At 58.3% G+C, this 17,434-nt stretch carries 22 protein-coding genes and 1 tRNA gene; 15 read left to right on the forward strand and 8 right to left on the reverse strand.

Annotated features, from left to right (window positions below; translation table 11 throughout):
- Positions 1 to 67: 67 nt before the first annotated feature.
- Positions 68 to 1,351, reverse strand: a complete 1,284-nt coding sequence (locus tag PMI24_RS16920) for an NAD(P)/FAD-dependent oxidoreductase (protein WP_007955995.1) — start codon at positions 1,349 to 1,351, stop codon at positions 68 to 70.
- A 184-nt stretch (positions 1,352 to 1,535) separates the two neighbouring features.
- On the opposite strand from PMI24_RS16920, the gene PMI24_RS16925 reads away from it, so the two are divergent.
- The 3 genes from PMI24_RS16925 to PMI24_RS16935 all read left to right on the forward strand — a co-directional run bounded on the left by PMI24_RS16925 (position 1,536) and on the right by PMI24_RS16935 (position 3,014).
- Positions 1,536 to 1,612 (forward strand) — tRNA-Val (locus PMI24_RS16925).
- A gap of 143 nt (positions 1,613 to 1,755) precedes the next feature.
- On the forward strand, positions 1,756 to 2,217 hold the full coding sequence (locus tag PMI24_RS16930) for a GNAT family N-acetyltransferase (RefSeq protein WP_007955997.1): 462 nt from the start codon (positions 1,756 to 1,758) through the stop codon (positions 2,215 to 2,217).
- Positions 2,218 to 2,558: 341 nt separating this feature from the next.
- Positions 2,559 to 3,014 (forward strand): DUF2214 family protein, encoded by a 456-nt coding sequence (locus PMI24_RS16935; protein ID WP_007955998.1) that lies wholly within the window; start codon positions 2,559 to 2,561, stop codon positions 3,012 to 3,014.
- A 207-nt stretch (positions 3,015 to 3,221) separates the two neighbouring features.
- On the opposite strand, the gene csrA is transcribed toward PMI24_RS16935, so the two are convergent.
- The gene (csrA, locus tag PMI24_RS16940) at positions 3,222 to 3,416 is read right to left on the reverse strand and encodes a carbon storage regulator CsrA (protein WP_003179932.1); all 195 of its coding nucleotides are present in this window, start codon (positions 3,414 to 3,416) and stop codon (positions 3,222 to 3,224) included.
- A gap of 251 nt (positions 3,417 to 3,667) precedes the next feature.
- Between csrA and PMI24_RS16945 the strand changes: the two genes are divergently transcribed.
- Positions 3,668 to 4,033, forward strand: coding sequence for an SPOR domain-containing protein (locus tag PMI24_RS16945; RefSeq protein ID WP_007955999.1), 366 nt, complete (start codon positions 3,668 to 3,670; stop codon positions 4,031 to 4,033).
- Between the two features lie 86 nt (positions 4,034 to 4,119).
- A complete protein-coding gene (locus tag PMI24_RS16950) occupies positions 4,120 to 5,022 on the forward strand; it encodes a siderophore-interacting protein (RefSeq protein ID WP_007956000.1) in 903 nt (300 codons plus the stop codon).
- A 54-nt stretch (positions 5,023 to 5,076) separates the two neighbouring features.
- Here PMI24_RS16950 and PMI24_RS16955 read toward each other — a convergent pair whose 3' ends face one another.
- From PMI24_RS16955 to PMI24_RS16965, 3 genes are all read right to left on the reverse strand, one after another.
- Complete coding sequence (locus tag PMI24_RS16955) at positions 5,077 to 5,766, reverse strand: endonuclease (RefSeq protein ID WP_007956001.1); 690 nt, start codon at positions 5,764 to 5,766, stop codon at positions 5,077 to 5,079.
- A gap of 4 nt (positions 5,767 to 5,770) precedes the next feature.
- Positions 5,771 to 6,040 (reverse strand): DUF1654 domain-containing protein, encoded by a 270-nt coding sequence (locus PMI24_RS16960; protein WP_371857356.1) that lies wholly within the window; start codon positions 6,038 to 6,040, stop codon positions 5,771 to 5,773.
- Between the two features lie 186 nt (positions 6,041 to 6,226).
- The gene (locus tag PMI24_RS16965) at positions 6,227 to 7,315 is read right to left on the reverse strand and encodes an asparaginase (RefSeq protein ID WP_007956004.1); all 1,089 of its coding nucleotides are present in this window, start codon (positions 7,313 to 7,315) and stop codon (positions 6,227 to 6,229) included.
- Between the two features lie 349 nt (positions 7,316 to 7,664).
- Between PMI24_RS16965 and PMI24_RS16970 the strand changes: the two genes are divergently transcribed.
- The 8 genes from PMI24_RS16970 to PMI24_RS17005 all read left to right on the forward strand — a co-directional run bounded on the left by PMI24_RS16970 (position 7,665) and on the right by PMI24_RS17005 (position 15,289).
- Entirely contained in the window at positions 7,665 to 8,114 is a 450-nt protein-coding gene (locus tag PMI24_RS16970; RefSeq protein WP_007956006.1) for a hypothetical protein, read from the forward strand.
- A 197-nt stretch (positions 8,115 to 8,311) separates the two neighbouring features.
- Positions 8,312 to 9,268 carry a sugar ABC transporter substrate-binding protein gene (locus tag PMI24_RS16975; protein ID WP_007956008.1) on the forward strand — a complete coding sequence of 319 codons (957 nt, stop codon included), beginning with the start codon at positions 8,312 to 8,314 and terminating at the stop codon, positions 9,266 to 9,268.
- Positions 9,269 to 9,323: 55 nt separating this feature from the next.
- Entirely contained in the window at positions 9,324 to 10,877 is a 1,554-nt protein-coding gene (locus PMI24_RS16980) for a sugar ABC transporter ATP-binding protein (RefSeq protein WP_007956011.1), read from the forward strand.
- The gene (locus tag PMI24_RS16985; protein WP_007956013.1) at positions 10,874 to 11,851 is read left to right on the forward strand and encodes an ABC transporter permease; all 978 of its coding nucleotides are present in this window, start codon (positions 10,874 to 10,876) and stop codon (positions 11,849 to 11,851) included. The genes PMI24_RS16980 and PMI24_RS16985 overlap by 4 nt, the downstream gene beginning before the upstream one ends.
- 3 nt (positions 11,852 to 11,854) lie before the next feature.
- Positions 11,855 to 12,874: a LacI family DNA-binding transcriptional regulator gene (locus tag PMI24_RS16990; protein WP_007956014.1), complete on the forward strand. Its 1,020-nt coding sequence runs from the start codon at positions 11,855 to 11,857 to the stop codon at positions 12,872 to 12,874.
- Between the two features lie 23 nt (positions 12,875 to 12,897).
- Positions 12,898 to 13,815: a ribokinase gene (rbsK, locus tag PMI24_RS16995; RefSeq protein ID WP_007956015.1), complete on the forward strand. Its 918-nt coding sequence runs from the start codon at positions 12,898 to 12,900 to the stop codon at positions 13,813 to 13,815.
- Positions 13,812 to 14,216 (forward strand): D-ribose pyranase, encoded by a 405-nt coding sequence (gene rbsD, locus PMI24_RS17000; protein ID WP_007956017.1) that lies wholly within the window; start codon positions 13,812 to 13,814, stop codon positions 14,214 to 14,216. Before rbsK ends, rbsD begins: the two co-directional genes overlap by 4 nt.
- Positions 14,217 to 14,260: 44 nt before the next feature.
- Positions 14,261 to 15,289, forward strand: a complete 1,029-nt coding sequence (locus tag PMI24_RS17005) for a nucleoside hydrolase (RefSeq protein WP_007956022.1) — start codon at positions 14,261 to 14,263, stop codon at positions 15,287 to 15,289.
- Between the two features lie 33 nt (positions 15,290 to 15,322).
- Here the strand turns inward: PMI24_RS17005 and PMI24_RS17010 are convergent, their stop codons facing one another.
- Positions 15,323 to 15,535, reverse strand: a complete 213-nt coding sequence (locus PMI24_RS17010) for a hypothetical protein (RefSeq protein ID WP_007956023.1) — start codon at positions 15,533 to 15,535, stop codon at positions 15,323 to 15,325.
- Between the two features lie 130 nt (positions 15,536 to 15,665).
- Between PMI24_RS17010 and PMI24_RS17015 the strand changes: the two genes are divergently transcribed.
- The gene (locus PMI24_RS17015; protein ID WP_007956024.1) at positions 15,666 to 15,971 is read left to right on the forward strand and encodes a hypothetical protein; all 306 of its coding nucleotides are present in this window, start codon (positions 15,666 to 15,668) and stop codon (positions 15,969 to 15,971) included.
- 167 nt (positions 15,972 to 16,138) lie between these two features.
- Entirely contained in the window at positions 16,139 to 16,456 is a 318-nt protein-coding gene (locus PMI24_RS17020; RefSeq protein ID WP_007956025.1) for an I78 family peptidase inhibitor, read from the forward strand.
- 71 nt (positions 16,457 to 16,527) lie between these two features.
- On the opposite strand, the gene PMI24_RS17025 is transcribed toward PMI24_RS17020, so the two are convergent.
- The gene (locus tag PMI24_RS17025; protein WP_007956027.1) at positions 16,528 to 16,740 is read right to left on the reverse strand and encodes a cold-shock protein; all 213 of its coding nucleotides are present in this window, start codon (positions 16,738 to 16,740) and stop codon (positions 16,528 to 16,530) included.
- A 290-nt stretch (positions 16,741 to 17,030) separates the two neighbouring features.
- Complete coding sequence (locus PMI24_RS17030; protein WP_007956029.1) at positions 17,031 to 17,333, reverse strand: hypothetical protein; 303 nt, start codon at positions 17,331 to 17,333, stop codon at positions 17,031 to 17,033.
- Positions 17,334 to 17,434 lie beyond the last annotated feature (101 nt).

The following is a 17,434-nucleotide window of genomic DNA, read 5'->3' on the forward strand; positions in this document are numbered from 1 at the left end:
AACCTTATTCAGGACGAGACACTGGATGTAAAAAGGGCCGCTATTCAGCGGCCCTTTTTTTCGCTCATCAGAAACCGAGCTTGTCGCGCAGTCCGTAGTACCACGCGCCGAGCGCGGCAAACGGTGTGCGCAGCAGTTGCCCGCCGGGGAACGGGTAGTGCGGCAGGTCGGCAAACGCATCGAAGCGCTCGGCTTGTCCGCGCAGTGCCTCGGCCAATACCTTGCCGGCCAGGTGCGTGTAGGTCACGCCATGGCCGCTGCAGCCCTGGGAGTAATAGATGTTGTCGCCCAGGCGTCCGACCTGAGGCAGGCGCGACAGGGTCAGCAGGAAATTGCCGGTCCAGGCGTAGTCGATTTTCACATCCTTGAGTTGCGGGAAGGCCTTGAGCATTTTCGGGCGGATGATCGCTTCGATGTTTGCCGGATCCCGCGCGCCATACACCACGCCGCCGCCGAAGATCAGGCGCTTGTCGCCAGTGAGGCGATAGTAGTCGAGCAGGTAATTGCAGTCTTCGACGCAGTAGTCCTGCGGCAGCAGGGATTTCGCCAGCTCATCGCCCAGTGGCTCGGTGGTGATGACCTGTGTGCCGCATGGCATCGATTTGGCCGCCAGTTCCGGCACCAGATTGCCGAGGTAGGCGTTGCCGGCCACGATGATGAATTTGGCTCGGACCTTGCCTTGCGGTGTGTGCACGACCGGATTGGCGCCGCGTTCGATGCGCACCGCCGGTGACTGTTCGTAGATGGTACCGCCCAGGGACTCCACGGCGGCTGCTTCGCCCAATGCCAGGTTAAGCGGGTGGATGTGACCGCCGCTCATGTCGAGCATGCCGCCGACGTATTGATCGCAGGCGACCACTTCGCGGATGCGGCGTTGATCGAGCAGTTCCAGTTGGGTATGGCCGAAGCGCTCCCACAGGCGCTTCTGCGATTCCAGGTGACCCATCTGCTTGGCAGTAATGGCAGCGAATACACCGCCGTCTTTCAAGTCGCACTGAATGTTGTACTTGCTGACGCGCTCACGAATGATCCGGCCGCCCTCGAACGCCATCTGTCCGAGCAGTTGCGCCTGTTTCGGGCCGACGCTGCGTTCGATCACGTCGATGTCACGGCTGTAGCTGTTGACGATCTGCCCGCCATTGCGCCCCGAAGCGCCGAAGCCGACCTTGGCGGCTTCCAGCACGGTCACGCGAAAACCGTTCTCCAGCAGGAACAGGGCCGAGGAAAGTCCCGTATAACCAGCGCCGATCACACAGACATCCGTCTCCACGTCATCCTGCAGGGCAGGGCGTGGTGGTACGGCGTTGGCCGACGCAGCGTAATAAGACTCTGGGTAAGGGGTGTTCGCCATCCTGCAGCCTCTGTTTAATATATTTTACGAGTGCAGCGATCCTACCCCAGTTGAAAAACCTCCGCCAGCCACCGGGAAATCTTCTTGCGGTGGGTCGAAATTAAATATTTTGCATATTCATAGGGTTAGGTGAAAAAAAGGTGTTGACACCCCTCCGGAATTCCGTAGAATGCCGCCTCACAGCAGGCACGTAGCTCAGTTGGTTAGAGCACCACCTTGACATGGTGGGGGTCGTTGGTTCGAGTCCAATCGCGCCTACCAAACAAAATCCGCTCTGCTGGGCGGTCTGAAAGGGCTCACCGAAAGGTGGGCCCTTTTTTGTTGTCTGCGATTTTCAGAACCTTTGCAAAATTTCGGTTTGGTCGACCGCCGCTACACTTCGGCACATTTGCAGGGGTGTATTCATGAGTCGCCAATTCAGGCGCGCCGGTCCAGGCGATATCGAAAGCCTGTTGAAGATTGATCCTGTCGCTGAAAAAGATAGCTGCCGTCGCGAGTACATCACGTGGGCCGTCAGGGCAGAGGAGTGCTGGGTTGTCTGCGAGGCGGACGATCCTGGCGCTCCCCTCGGCTACGGATGTCTGGATCGAAGCTTTTTTGGAGAGTGGTTCATACCTCTCGTGGTCGTCTCTAGTGCGAACAGGCGTTCCGGCGTGGGGCGGCAGATCGTGAGCGGTCTGGAGCAGCATGCCGGTGCAGAAAAGATCTTCACGTCGACCAATACGTCCAACTCGCCGATGCGACAGATGCTGACCAATCTTGGATATCAGCACAGCGGCATGGTGGAGAACCTTGATCCGGGGGATCCTGAGCTCATTTTTGTAAAATTCTTGAGCCAGGCGCATATTGATCGTGATGGATTTTGATCCATTCGTCGCCGACCGTCGCGAGCGACCATTTAAATAGTGTGGATATTTAAGGGGTTACGGATTTTATTAACCATCCGGTTATCAAAAATACGTTGTTACATACTGGAAAAATCAGTAATATCCGCCCCGCGTTCACCACCACGGTTTATGCATTTTTAAATCCCAAGCTTCCATCAGCTGCTTGGGATTTTTTTTGCCCGCGATTTGCCTCTCCCGCACCTTTGCCCATTCTTTCGTCTCGCCCGCTTCTGTTTTACGGGAAGGGTGGCAGGCAGCCCCACATTTTTTCGACTACTACTGTTTGGCTGATTTCAACTCTGCCGGACAGGAGTTCATCGATGCTGGTTCATTGGTTTCTTGCAGCGATTCATTTACTGGCGTTTGCCTTGGGCTTCTGGGCGGTGTTGACGCGTGGAACGGCCTTCAGCCGTCTGGCGTCCGGCTCCGGTGAGGTCGGGCGCGTATTGCTTGCCGACAATCTTTGGGGGCTTTCGGCGCTGGTCTTGCTCATCACCGGCGGCATGCGCGCCTTCGGAGGTTATGAGAAGGGAACCGACTATTACCTGCATCAGCCACTGTTTCATCTGAAGATGACGCTGTTTGTGTTGATTCTGCTTCTGGAGCTCGTGCCGATGATCACCCTGATCAAGTGGCGCATGGCCAAGGCGCGCGGCGCTGCTCCTGATACAGGACGTGCGAAGGTATTCGCGCGGATCAGTCATGCCGAAGCGCTGCTGTTGATATTGATGGTCGTGGCGGCCACCGGGATGGCGCGTGGCGTTACATTCGACTAGGCGGGCGAGATTCCCGGCCGCTATTCGGAAACGTCCGACAGCCAGCCCGTTGAATGACGGTTAGTATCGGTTGCGAGAAGGGTTGAGGCAGGAAGGGGCGTGGCACGCGCCGTCACCAGGGAGGTGGGGGAATGGCAATACGGCGCTTGAATCTTTAGCCAGTCATTGCGCGCAGGCAAACGAACTGGCTACTGACTGCGGTAGGGCTCAGGGCGTTTGTGGCTTGTCCGGAGCGGTCAGGCCAGCCTGGATGCGCTGGTAGATCTCTTCCCGGTGCACTGCAACGTTCTTCGGAGCATTGATGCCGATTCGAACTTGCTGGCCGCTGACGCCGAGAATGGTGATCGTGATGTCATCACCAATGTTTATGCTTTCACCGACTTTGCGGGTGAGTATCAGCATGGTCTTCTCCTTGATTGCTTTGTAGGGCACCTGATTCAGACAGTGCAGAGGTCGGTGGTACGTATAGATTAGTGCGAAGTCTTACAGTTTGGGTGCCTCTTTCTGACGCGCAGCAGCGGCATTAATTCCCAGCGCGTAACTATACAGGGGCCGTCGGCATCAATCTCGTAGTTTTATGCCGCAATTTGCGGGGCTCGGAAAGTATTCTCGAATGTTAAGATCGCCGCTTTGAGAATTCAGAGGGAAGCGTTGTGCGCAAATTGGTCTGGGTAGTCGCGGCACTGGCATTGGCAGGATGTGGCGAAGGCAAGAGTGTGGATGCGCAAAAGCCGAAACCGGCGGTGGTAACGGCGCCTGCTGCGGTGGGCCCGCAGTGGGATCTCGAAGTGCGCGGTGAAACCCCTCAGGCCGTCAGCGACCTCAGTGGCTGGCTGATCGAGCATGGTTTTGTGGCCAGTGTCATCAAGGACGCCAGCGGCAAGACCCGGATCCTCCTCGGCCCTTTCAATTCGAAGGCTGACGCAGAGGCGCGTCAGGCGGATGTGAATGCGGCGCTGGTCAAGGCGAAGAAGCAGAACATCGAAACGCTGGTGATCGAGCGCACGGCGACGCAATAAGGATCCATTCGGCGGAGCTGACTAAAGGGTGTCCCGCGTGATTCGTTTTTCAAGGAGTCACTGAAGATAGCCAGAAGGAGCTCCGCATGGCCTCCGCCAATCCTTACAAATTGTTCGACGTCGTTTTGCGTCACAAGCAGCAGTTGAGCCCGCATCTCATGCGGATCACGCTCTCAAGCCCCACGGTCACCGAGATGGCGACCTGGGCGCCGGATCAGCGAGTGAAGCTGTTTTTTCCTGCCGCAGACGGCTCACCCGCCAAGCTTTCTCAGGGCGAGGGGTGGTACGCCCGTTTCCGCTCGATGCTGATCGATCGTCGCCCGGCGATGCGCACCTACACCATCCGTCATTTGCGAGCTGAGTCAGGTGAAGTCGATATCGATTTTGTCCTGCATGGCGAAACCGGCCCGGCCTCCCGTTGGGCGTTGCGAGCGCAACCTGGCGAGTCGATGCAGATTCTGGCGCCCGACAGCCGATTCTCGGCGCAAGAAGCAGGGGGATTTGAATGGAAGCCACCGCAAACGCTCAAGCAACTTCTGCTGGTCGCCGACGCCACAGCGTTGCCGGCCGCCATGGGGATTCTGGAAGAGCTCGCGACATTGGCCGAACCGCCGCAGACCCAGGCGTTTTTTGAAGTCGACAGTCGTGAAGACATGCTGGCTGTTCCTGACTGGCCCGGACTTTCGGTGCAATGGCTGATCCGCGATCACGCAGCTGCCGGCACGTTGATGGGGGAAGCCGTGCGGCAGGCGACATTGCCTGTCGATGCATCGCCGGTGGGGCAAGCGGTCGAGCTGGCGGATGTCGACATCGAAGAAGAGATTCTTTGGGAGATCGCCGATACGGCCAGCGAGGGGTTCTATGGCTGGATCGCTGGAGAATCCGCCGCTGTCATGAGTCTGCGCAAGTACTTGATCAAGGAGCGTGGCATCCCGCGCGAGTCACTCAATCTGATGGGCTACTGGCGTTACAACAAGTCCGGCGGCTGAGCACAAAAAAGGCCTTGAGTTTATCGCTCAAGGCCTTTTCTTTTGATCAGGCAATCAACCGCAGGCTTTCAGATTCACCGGGCCGACAAATTCGTTGCCGCGTCCCATCACGCAGGCCACGCTCTGGTTACGCTGACGTTCCCAGTCTTGCACCGGATAAGTCTTGTCCCAGGCTTCGTACAGTTGCCGATCCTGCTTCGACAAGCGCAAGCCGTATTGTTTGCTCATGTAAAAGTAGGTGCGGGCGATCATGCCGCGGATCGAAGGGCGGGGCATGACCTTCTTCGCCTTGAAGTCGACTTGAGTCAGGCAGGAGCCGTACTGACCCTTTTCGACCGGCAGCCAGCCGTAGCTGAAATTGCTGCGGTCGCCATTCACCTCGCCGATGCTCGGCACCAGGTTGTGCAGGTCGGCTTCGGCTTTCTGATAACTTGGGTCGTAGCGGGTGCAATTCTTGCGACCGCCTTCCTGCCAGCATTGACGCTGATGGCCGAACTGCCATGCGGGAACGATGTGCTCCCATTCGATGCGGGACGCCCGCTTGGCGTTCTTGCGTGGGACATAGCCGCACGCGGCCAGATCGACCTTGTTGCCGGTGTATTTGCACCCGCAATAGAACTCGGTGGATTGTGGTGCGTACAGCTTCCAGGCGACCTTCTTGGCCTCGGTGAATGTACGCGGTGCGCCGGCGTGCGCACCCAGGGAAATGAAAAGCAACAGCACAGCAGCAAAACGCAGAATCATTGAATCAATCTTCCTTCGGCACAACCCAGAAAATCTGTACGCCGCCATCGTCGCGGTAGGCGAGGGTGACGTTGTCGTTCTCGTCGATCTCTTCCAGCAAACGCTCCCAGTCATCCACCGGCTCGTCCGGAAGGCGGAAGATCAGTGCGGCTTTGGCTTTTTGTGCGGTGGGGGAGTTGATGATTTTTTGAACGCGCATGCCCATGCGTTCGTAAGCGTCAGGAGCATCAGGGGAAGTGGCCACGAGGTTATCCTTATTAAGCTGTACGTGCATACAGTATTTAACTGTAGGCATTTTCGCAACTGCTTAAAATTCAAGAAAATCCTCTGACAGCGGTTTTCCGGTTTTGATGTCACTCAGGTGAAATTTTTCTTTGGAGGAGGCGCAAGCTTCACCCTTCGTCAAGTTGACGAAGGGTGAAGTCAGTGCCCGATCGGGAAAAGATCAGGCGAGGTCAAATCAGTATTCCCAGAACATCCGTTGCAGCTCTTTGCTGTCGTTGGTCTTGGTCAACGCGACCATGGCCAGGATGCGGGCTTTCTGTGGGTTCAAGTCGTGAGCAACCACCCAGTCGTATTTGTCGTCAGGCTGTTCGGCGTTGCGCAGGACGAAACCACCGGCATTGACGTGAGACGAGCGAATGATCTGCACGCCGTCCTTGCGCAGCGCTTGCAGGGTCGGAACCACGCGGGAGGAAACCGAACCGTTGCCGGTACCGGCATGGATGATCGCCTTGGCGCCGGACTGGGCGAGGGCCTTGTAGGCCGTGTCGCTGACATTGCCGTAGGAATAGGCGATTTCTACATCAGGAAGGCTCTTGATGTTTTTGATGTCGAACTCCGAATCCATGGTGTGGCGCTTGGCTGGCAGGCGGAACCAGTAGGATTTGCCTTCTACCACCATGCCGAGCGGGCCCCAGGCGCTTTTGAAGGCTTCGGTCTTGATGTTGATCATCTTGCTGACATCGCGACCCGACTGGATTTCATCGTTCAGGGTGACCAGTACGCCTTTGCCGCGAGCTTCTTTGCTGCTGGCGACGGCCACGGCGTTGTACAGGTTCAGCATGCCGTCCGCCGACATGGCGGTGCCCGGGCGCATGGAGCCGACGACGATGATCGGCTTGTCGGTTTTTTCCACCAGGTTCAGGAAGTATGCGGTCTCTTCCAGGGTGTCGGTGCCGTGGGTGATGACGATGCCATCGACGTCTTTGCTGTCGGCCAGTTCGGAAACACGACGACCCAGTTGCAGGAGGTTTTCGTTGGTGATGCTTTCCGAGGCGATTTGCATGACTTGTTCGCCGCGCACATTGGCCAGCGTGCTCAGCTCGGGAATGCCGGCGATCAATTGCTCGATGCCCACTTTCGCGGCCTGATAGGTCGCGCTGTTGGCAGCGCTGGCGCCCGCGCCAGCAATGGTGCCGCCGGTGGCCAATACCACCACGTTGGCCAGTTTGGCCTGGGTTTCAGCTTCTTTTGCCTGGAGGGCGGTTGGCAGGAGCAGGAGGAGGGCCAAAGCGCCCGGAACGAAACTCTTCAAAGCAGATGTCATTATTTTTCTCTCTAGTAGTGAGACGGTGCTGATGCAGGTTCATCTAGATGCGCCCCGGGCCGATCTGAATGCCAGGGGTGCAGGGAGGGAGCAGGATCTGTACCAGTCGTACTGTGCTTGAGAGAAATGTTTAACCTTATGATTTAAATCAAGATTTATTCGAAGAGTGGCTGTGAGCTTCCCTCGCTCATCCGGGTTTCCGAACGTGGGATGTTTTCTCGTTCGGCTCACCGAAAAGGACTACGAGCCTCGTCCACAGACTGAACTGGCTGCTTTCCAGATCTCTGCTAAAGAAAACGGCGCGCTGGCCGATGCGCCTTGATAGGGATCCAATTTTTCAGGAGTTCAAATGTCATTGACTATCGGTTTGCCAAATCCCGGCGCGGTCACTATCGGCGGAAAAACGGCCGCGACGATCAATGCCCTGAGCGAGGCGAACGAGCAAGCATCGGCCGAGGCGCTGGGTAAAGACGCGGGCGAAACCAAGGAAGTCAGAACCGGTGGCGGCCCCGTGCAGGAAGAGGCGCCAACCGAGAGCAGTGGCAATCAAAGCATCACGATAAAAATACTGCTCAAGCGCATGAAGGAATTGCAGCAGCAATTGCAGGAGCAGCAGCAGCAATTGGCTGCCGCGCAGGCAGCGAGTTATCCGACCGAAGAAGCCAAGACGACTGTTGTGATGTCGATTCAGGGGCAGATCGCAGACACCAACGCAGCCCTCATGGAAGTGGCCGGCAACCTGGTTCGTGAGATGGCCAAGGGTTCTGGCAGCGGCGGTGTGATCAACACGACCGCGTAGGAAAAGGGGCGATGACGGTTATTCGCCCTACAAAAAAAGCAGATCTTCAGTCGTTGACAAATGTCGGCAGGATTCGCATAGTTCGGTCTACGCAAACGTTTGCGCGGCCTTCGCGATAGATTGAATTGTCGTGGGGTGCAGCGAGCTTACGCCAGCGCAAGCGTTGCTCACAATAATCATAAGATCGGAGTGAACCCATGAAGCTGCCATTCGCTGGACGTCTTCTTGCTGTTGCCATGCTGGCTGCCGCATCCGCCGCACTGCCTGTCTCTTCGGCCTTCGCCGAATCCCCTGAAAAACCAAAAGTCGCCCTGGTCATGAAATCCCTGGCCAACGAGTTCTTCCTGACCATGGAAGATGGCGCCAAGGCCTACCAGAAAGAACATTCCGCCGATTTCGACCTGATCTCCAACGGCATCAAGGACGAAACCGACACGGCGGGGCAGACGCGCATCGTCGAGCAGATGATTCTGGCGAAGGTCAACGCGCTGGTCATCGCACCGTCTGACTCCAAGGCGATGGTGCCAGTGATCAAGAAGGCCGTCGATGCCGGTATCACCGTGATCAACATCGATAACCAACTCGATCCGGCTGTGATCAAAAGCAAGAACATCAGCGTTCCGTTCGTAGGCCCGGACAACCGCAAAGGCGCGCGTCTGGTGGGTGAGTACCTGGCCAAGCAACTGAAGGCCGGTGACGAAGTCGGCATCATTGAAGGTGTCTCCACGACGACCAACGCCCAGCAGCGTACCGCTGGCTTCAAGGATGCGATGGAGGCTGCACAGATCAAGGTTGTCTCCCTGCAGTCCGGTGACTGGGAAATCGACAAGGGCAACAAGGTGGCCGCTTCGATTCTCAGCGAATACCCGGACGTCAAGGCACTCCTGGCCGGCAACGACAGCATGGCCGTGGGCGCCGTTTCCGCCGTGCGCGCTGCCGGCAAGGCCGGTCAGGTGCAGGTTGTCGGTTACGACAACATCAATGCCATCAAACCCATGCTGAAGGACGGCCGCGTTCTGGCGACTGCTGACCAGTACGCCGCGAAGCAAGCGGTGTTTGGCATCGAGACCGCGCTGAAAATCATCAAGGGCGAGAAAGTCGACAGTGGTGCGAACGGTGTGATCGAAACGCCGGTCGAGCTGGTCACCAAATAAGTCCACTGGCGACACAATGGCGCTCGTCCGTCCGGGCGAGCGCATGGAGATTTTTATGTCAGTTTCCGCTCCGAACGCTGTCCTCTCGGTCAGCGGTATCGGCAAGACCTATGCGCAACCGGTTCTGACCGGCATCGACCTGACGTTGATGCGCGGTGAAGTGCTGGCGTTGACCGGAGAGAACGGTGCCGGCAAAAGCACCCTGTCGAAGATCATCGGCGGTCTGGTCACACCCACCACCGGCCAGATGCAATTCCAGGGCAAGGAGTATCGCCCCGGCAGTCGCACGCAGGCTGAAGAGCTGGGTGTGCGCATGGTCATGCAAGAGCTCAATCTGCTGCCGACGCTGTCGGTGGCCGAGAACCTGTTCCTCGACAATCTGCCGAGCAACGGTGGCTGGATCAGCCGCAAGCAGCTGCGCAAGGCCGCGATCGAAGCCATGGCTCAAGTCGGCCTCGATGCCATCGATCCGGACACACTGGTCGGCGAGCTGGGTATCGGTCACCAGCAAATGGTCGAAATCGCTCGCAACCTGATCGGCGACTGTCACGTGCTGATTCTCGACGAGCCGACCGCAATGCTGACCGCCCGCGAAGTCGAGATGCTCTTTGAGCAGATCACCCGGCTGCAGGCGCGTGGCGTCTCGATCATCTACATCTCCCATCGCCTCGAAGAACTGGCCCGGGTCGCACAGCGCATTGCCGTGCTGCGTGACGGCAATCTGGTATGCGTCGAGCCGATGGCCAATTACAACAGCGAGCAACTGGTCACCCTGATGGTTGGTCGCGAGCTGGGCGAGCATATCGATCTGGGGGCTCGCCATATCGGCGCGCCGGCCCTGACGGTCAAAGGCCTGACCCGCTCCGACAAGGTTCGCGACGTGTCCTTTGAGGTTCGCGCCGGTGAGATTTTTGGCATTTCGGGGCTGATCGGGGCAGGGCGCACCGAACTTTTGCGGCTGATCTTCGGCGCCGATGTCGCGGACAGCGGCACTGTGGCACTCGGTTCGCCGGCAAAAACGGTGAGCATCCGTTCGCCTGTCGACGCGGTGCGCAACGGCATCGCCCTGATCACCGAGGATCGCAAGGGAGAAGGCCTGCTGCTGAGCCAATCGATCAGCGCCAACATTGCCTTGGGCAACATGCCGGAGATTTCCAGCGGCGGGTTCGTCAACAACGGCGATGAAACCAAGCTCGCGCAACGGCAGATCGACGCGATGCGTATCCGCAGTTCCAGCCCGACGCAGTTGGTGTCGGAGCTGTCCGGCGGCAATCAGCAAAAGGTGGTGATCGGGCGCTGGCTCGAGCGCGACTGTTCGGTGTTGCTATTCGATGAGCCGACTCGTGGTATCGATGTCGGCGCCAAGTTCGATATTTATGCCTTGCTCGGCGAACTGACCCGTCAGGGCAAAGCGCTGGTTGTGGTGTCCAGCGATTTGCGCGAGCTGATGCTGATCTGCGACCGCATCGGCGTGTTGTCGGCGGGGCGCCTGATCGACACGTTCGAGCGCGACAGCTGGACCCAGGATGACTTGCTTGCCGCCGCGTTCGCCGGCTACCAGAAACGTGATGCGTTGCTCAACGAAGCAGCGCCTAGGGATCTCCCATGAAAACTGCATCTTCCGCCGGCAAATCCAGTGGCAATTTCTACGGCCTCGGCACTTACCTGGGCCTGGCCGGCGCGTTGCTGGCAATGATTGCGCTGTTCTCGGTCATGAGCAGCCATTTCCTGTCGTACAACACCTTCAGCACCCTGGCCAACCAGATTCCCGACCTGATGGTTCTGGCGGTGGGCATGACGTTCGTCCTGATCATCGGCGGGATCGACCTGTCGGTAGGCTCGGTGCTGGCACTCGCGGCATCCACGGTCAGCGTGGCGATTCTTGGCTGGGGCTGGAGCGTATTGCCGGCTGCCTTGTTGGGCATGGCCGTTGCCGCGTTGGCCGGCACGGTTACCGGCTCGATTACCGTGGCGTGGCGAATTCCGTCATTCATTGTGTCGCTCGGTGTGTTGGAGATGGCCCGTGGCCTGGCCTATCAGATGACCGGTTCGCGTACCGCCTACATCGGTGATTCCTTCGCCTGGCTGTCGAACCCGATCGCCTTCGGTATTTCGCCGTCGTTCATCATTGCCTTGCTGGTCATCTTCATTGCCCAGGCTGTTCTGACCCGTACCGTGTTCGGCCGCTATCTGATCGGCATTGGCACCAACGAAGAAGCGGTGCGTCTGGCGGGGATCAATCCCAAGCCCTACAAAATTCTGGTGTTCAGCCTGATGGGGCTGCTCGCTGGTATCGCGGCGCTGTTCCAGATTTCCCGGCTGGAAGCGGCCGACCCGAACGCTGGTTCCGGCCTTGAGCTGCAAGTGATCGCTGCCGTGGTGATCGGCGGCACCAGCCTGATGGGAGGCCGTGGTTCGGTGATCAGCACCTTTTTCGGCGTGTTGATCATCTCCGTGCTGGCGGCCGGTCTGGCGCAGATTGGCGCGACCGAGCCGACCAAGCGCATCATCACCGGTGCGGTGATCGTGATCGCCGTGGTGCTCGACACCTATCGCAGTCAACGCGCAAGCCGACGGGGCTGATAAATGGCAACGATCAAGGATGTGGCGGCACTTGCAGGAATTTCCTACACGACCGTGTCCCACGTAGTAAACAAGACCCGACCGGTGAGCGAAGAAGTGCGGCTCAAGGTCGAGGCGGCGATCAAGAGTCTCGACTATGTGCCGAGCGCCGTGGCCCGTTCGCTGAAAGCGAAAACCACCGCCACCATCGGCTTGCTGGTGCCCAACAGTCTCAACCCGTACTTCGCCGAACTGGCGCGCGGGATCGAGGATTACTGCGAGCGTAACGGCTACTGCGTGATTCTCTGCAACTCCGACGACAACCCGGACAAGCAGCGCAGCTACCTGCGGGTCCTGCTGGAAAAGCGCATCGACGGCTTGATCGTCGCCTCGGCGGGTGGCGACAGTGGTCTGGCGCAAGGACTGGCGGGCGTAAAGACGCCGATGGTGATTGTCGACCGTGGACTCGAAGGCGTGGACGCCGACCTGGTGCGCATCGATCACGAATATGGCGCGTACCTCGCGACGCGGCATCTGCTTGAGCTCGGTCATCGCGACATCGCCACGATCGGTGGTCCGGCCAGCACCAGTGTCGCGCAAATGCGTCAGGCCGGTTTTGCTCGAGCGCTGAAAGAGGCCGGTGTTGAAGTATCCCCTTCGCGCATGCTGGAAAGCGACTTCACCAGCACTGGTGGTTACAACGCTGCTTCCATTCTGCTTGAACGTAACCCTCCGAGCGCGATCTTCGCCGGTAACGACATGATTGGCATAGGTGTGTTGCGGGCCGCTGCGGAACGCAACGTGCGCGTGCCTGCCGAGCTGTCGGTGATCGGCTTCGACGATATCCAGATGAGTCGTTACGTGTATCCAGCGCTGACGACCGTGGGGCAGTCGATCCTGCAACTCGGCGAGATGGCCGCGGAAGTGTTGTTGCGAAGAATTGCTACGCCGGGTCTGGCGACGGATCAGCGGATCGTGACCCCGAGTATTGTCCTGCGCGAATCGACTGCACCGCTGTCCGGCGTGTTCACCGAATACCGCTGAAACAAATTGAAGAGTAGTGATGTATGTCCGCAAATGTAGTGGTAATAGGCAGCCTGAACATGGATCTGGTCACCCGGGCGCCGCGCTTGCCCCGGGGTGGTGAGACGCTGATCGGCCATTCCTTCGCAACCGTGTCCGGTGGCAAGGGTGCCAATCAGGCGGTGGCTGCTGCGCGACTGGGTGCACAGGTGTCGATGGTCGGCTGTGTCGGCAACGACGACTATGGCGTGCAATTGCGCGACGCGTTGCTGGCCGAGCAGATCGACTGTCAGGCGGTCAGCGTGGTGGAGGATTCCAGTGGCGTGGCGCTGATCGTGGTCGATGACAACAGTCAAAACGCGATTGTCATCGTGGCCGGTGCCAATGGTTCGATGACCCCGGCGGTCATCGACCGGTTCGATGCCGTGCTGCAAGCGGCCGACGTGATCATCTGCCAGCTGGAAATTCCCGATGCCACGGTAGGCCATGCGCTCAAGCGCGGACGTGAACTGGGCAAGACAGTCATCCTCAACCCGGCGCCGGCCAGTCGCCCGCTGCCGGCAGACTGGTTTGCCGCCATCGATTACCTGATACCCAACGAGAGCGAGGCCGCCGCCCTCAGCGGTTTGCCGGTGGACTCGCTGGCGACCGCTGAAAAAGCTGCGGCACACCTGATGTCACTGGGCGCCGGCAAGGTCATCATCACGCTGGGGGCTCAAGGCTCATTGTTCGCCAACGGCACGGGTTACCAGCATTTTCCTGCACCCAAAGTGAAGGCTGTCGATACCACTGCCGCCGGGGACACGTTTGTCGGCGGATTTGCGGCTGCACTGGCGGCCGGCAAAACCGAGGCCGAGGCCATTCGTTTCGGGCAGGTCGCTGCGGCCCTGTCGGTTACCCGGGCAGGTGCCCAGCCGTCCATTCCCACTACCTCCGACGTACAGGCATTCAAACCCGCATGAAAAAGACTCCTTTGCTCAATGTCGCCCTGTCGCGGCTGATTGCTTCCCTCGGCCACGGCGACATGGTCGTGATCGGCGATGCCGGCCTGCCGGTACCGCCGGGTGTCGAGTTGATCGACCTGGCGTTGACGCACGGCGTTCCGGATTTCGTCAGCACCCTGAAAGTCGTGCTCAGCGAGATGCAGGTGGAAAGCCACGCACTGGCCAAGGAGATTTTCGACAAGCAACCGACCGCGCTTTCCACGCTGGACGAGCTGAATGACGAAGGCTCGCTGGGGCGGCGTGACCTGCTCAGTCACGAGCAATTCAAAGTACTCAGCCGACAGGCACGAGCGATTGTTCGTACGGGCGAATGCCAGCCGTACTGCAACATCGTGCTGGTGTCTGGAGTTACGTTCTAAACAGGGTTCGCCCCTTTTGATTTCATCTGCACAAGGAATGCGCCATGCACCGCTATGCTCAAAAAATGCATCAATTGATTCGGAGTCTGCTGCTTTTGTCCGTGATAACCGCGACCGGCGCCCAGGCGGCGGAAAAGATCGACCTGATCATCGACACCGACCCGGGCGCCGACGACGTGGTTGCCCTGTTGTTTGCCCTGGCCTCCCCGGAGGAGCTGAACATTCGCGCGTTGACCACCGTGGCCGGCAACGTGCGTCTGGACAAGACTTCGCGTAATGCGCGGTTGGCCCGTGAGTGGGCAGGGCGGGAAGAGATTCCGGTGTACGCCGGCGCGCCGAAACCGCTGATGCGCACGCCGATCTACGCCGAAAACATCCATGGCAAGGAGGGCCTGTCGGGTGTCGCCGTGCATGAGCCGAAGAAAGGCCTGGCCGAAGGCAATGCGGTCAACTACCTGATCGACACCCTGAAAAAAGCCAAGCCGCACAGCATCACCATCGCGATGCTCGGCCCGCAGACCAACCTCGCCCTGGCGCTGATTCAGGAGCCGGAGATCGTTCAGGGGATCAAGGAAGTGGTGATCATGGGTGGCGCCCACTTCAACGGCGGCAACATCACGCCAGTGGCCGAATTCAACCTGTACGCCGATCCGCAAGCAGCGGAAGTGGTGCTCAAAAGTGGCGTGAAACTGACTTACCTGCCGCTGGACGTGACCCACAAGATCCTGACCAGCGATGCGCGCCTGAAGCAGATCGCGGCGCTGAACAACAATGCGAGCAAGATTGTCGGCGACATCCTCAACGAGTACATCAAAGGGGATATGGAGCACTACGGCATTCCGGGTGGCCCGGTGCACGACGCCACCGTCGTGGCTTATCTGCTCAAGCCTGAGCTGTTCACTGGCCGGTCGGTGAATGTGGTGGTCGATAGCCGTGAAGGCCCGACCTTCGGCCAGACCATTGTCGACTGGTATGACGGCCTCAAGGCGCCGAAAAACGCCTTCTGGGTGGAGAACGGCGATGCCCAGGGCTTCTTCGATCTGCTGACCGAGCGTCTGAAACGTCTGAAGTAAGCGATACGCCCGCAGGTGCCAGCTTGCGGGCTTTTACTCCCTCTCGGTGTCCGATGTCCCTTTGAAGTCATCGGGATACTTCTCGAACAGCTGGGCGATGAACGATTGCGCGCCCTGTGTTCCCAGCGTCTTCACCAGCAAGTCGATGCTGATCAATGCCAATTCTTCCGGACTGCCCGGGCTGTAAGAACTGTGCCCTTGCGGCCAGGTGGCCTTGATGTCGGCGGTAATGCTTACGGTGGTCATGGCAAGGCTCGGTCGCGGGATCGGAGTTTTGAGTTAACCACTTTGCCGAGCGTTTGGCACTGCGACTTAGGCATGAGCGCAGGGCTATGCGACACTTGGTCGTTTCCGCAAAAAAAACAAGGATTGCGCTGTGCAGATCGATTTGAATAGCCCCGACGGCCTGACCCTTGATGCTGTCCGCCGGATGCTGGCGTCGGCCAGTGATGACGAACACACCCAACTGCGCGTGACCAAGGGCGGGATTGCCTATATCTCTTCGGGTGTCACTGGCGGTCAGGACATCGATGGCCTGCTGTTTCGTCTGGAGACCTGGGCAAAAGGCTCGGGATACGTGGGAAATGTCGCAGCCAGCGACGAAGTCTGGGTCATGCAGATTTTTAATGCGCTCAAGGACAACTGGCCGAATCCGCCTTACGACTACATTGATGTCTACTGAGCGTTATTAATATTCAGTGACGTTTTACGGGGTGATGCTTCAGGTGTTGCTCAGGCACACTCGGCGTTTTTCCGATCGTGGGGCAGGGTGATAGCACTCACCGTGAAACCAAACGCCGTATTGGCGGTCGCACGATCTCTGCTCAAAATTGAAATAAGGAGGCTTCAATGCCTTGGAAGTTCGCGTCACTGGGTGCACTGATGGCCGTTGCTCTGTTGGCTGGTTGCTCTACGACCTCCAGCGAGTCGCAGAAGGAACCCGTGGCGACTGAGGCCGGACATGGTCGTTGTGAAGCATCGGCTGCGGAGTTCGCTCTCGGCAAGAAAGCTTCGCCGGAGCTGTTGGAGCAAGCGCGCAAGAAAGCCGGTGCGCAGAACGCCCGGTTCCTCAAGCCGAATGACATGATTACTTTGGAGTACCGCTCCGATCGCCTCAACCTGAATACCGATCAGAACCTGGTGATCACCCGCGTCAACTGCGGCTGAGCCTTCGGGCTTTTGTTTCACCCATAAAAAACCCCGTCACATGGACGGGGTTTTTTTAGTGCGCCGAGAAATTACTCTGGGCGAACTTGTGCAGCTTGCATACCCTTTTGGCCTTTCTCAGCCACGAAGGAAACGGTTTGGCCTTCTTTCAGGCTTTTGAAACCGTCAGTTTCGATAGCTTTGAAGTGTACGAACAGGTCGTCACCGCCACCTTGAGGAGTGATGAAGCCGAAGCCTTTTTCATCGTTGAACCATTTAACGGTGCCGGTTTGGCGATTAGACATGGTGTATCTCCAAGAAACATATATTTTCAGTAGTACTGTGCTGCTCAGGCCAACTGGGCACACCGGGGTATCATAGTCGAAATGTTCGCTTTGGTAGCCCCCCGGACGTGCTGTTTGCCAATCAGTCGTGTTTTCTTTACTGCCTGTTTCGGCTGGAGGCCCCGGTTTACAAGGCTTCGAGCGAAAAATAAAGACAATAAAAAAACCTGTAAAACCTGCATAAATCGTACGAAAAGGCCTGATTCAGATGCTTTTCAGCGGTGCTGAGGGCAGTGAAAAGGCCTGTTTCATCATTTTTTCGCAGGGGCGTTGGCCTTGCATTTGGCAATTTGCCCCAGGGCTTTCTGCTGCAATTCCTGGCTGGCCTTGTTGTCCATCAGCGCCTGAATGTCTTTGGCCGGGTAGGACTTGATGGCATCTGCGCCGCACGCGCAGTGGGATTTTGCGGCAGCGGCACCGATTTGCGGAGTCGCCGCCTGGGTGCACTGAGCCATGTATTTCTCGCGCTCGCCCTTTGGCCAATCGGCGTGGGCGCTCAGCGGCAGCAGCAAAACGAGGGGGGCGACTGCAGCAAGCAGGGTGTTAAGACGCATGCGAGGATGCTCCTTGTGGGTCAATGTCTTGTTATCTGAGGGCCCAAAGGCCGATCAAGTTCAGCACTCTGGCATAAAACAGACGATTTGCCTCTCGGTAA

Source organism: Pseudomonas sp. GM25, from assembly GCF_000282255.1.
In the GTDB taxonomy this organism is placed as follows: Bacteria; Pseudomonadota; Gammaproteobacteria; order Pseudomonadales; family Pseudomonadaceae; genus Aquipseudomonas; species Aquipseudomonas aphyarum.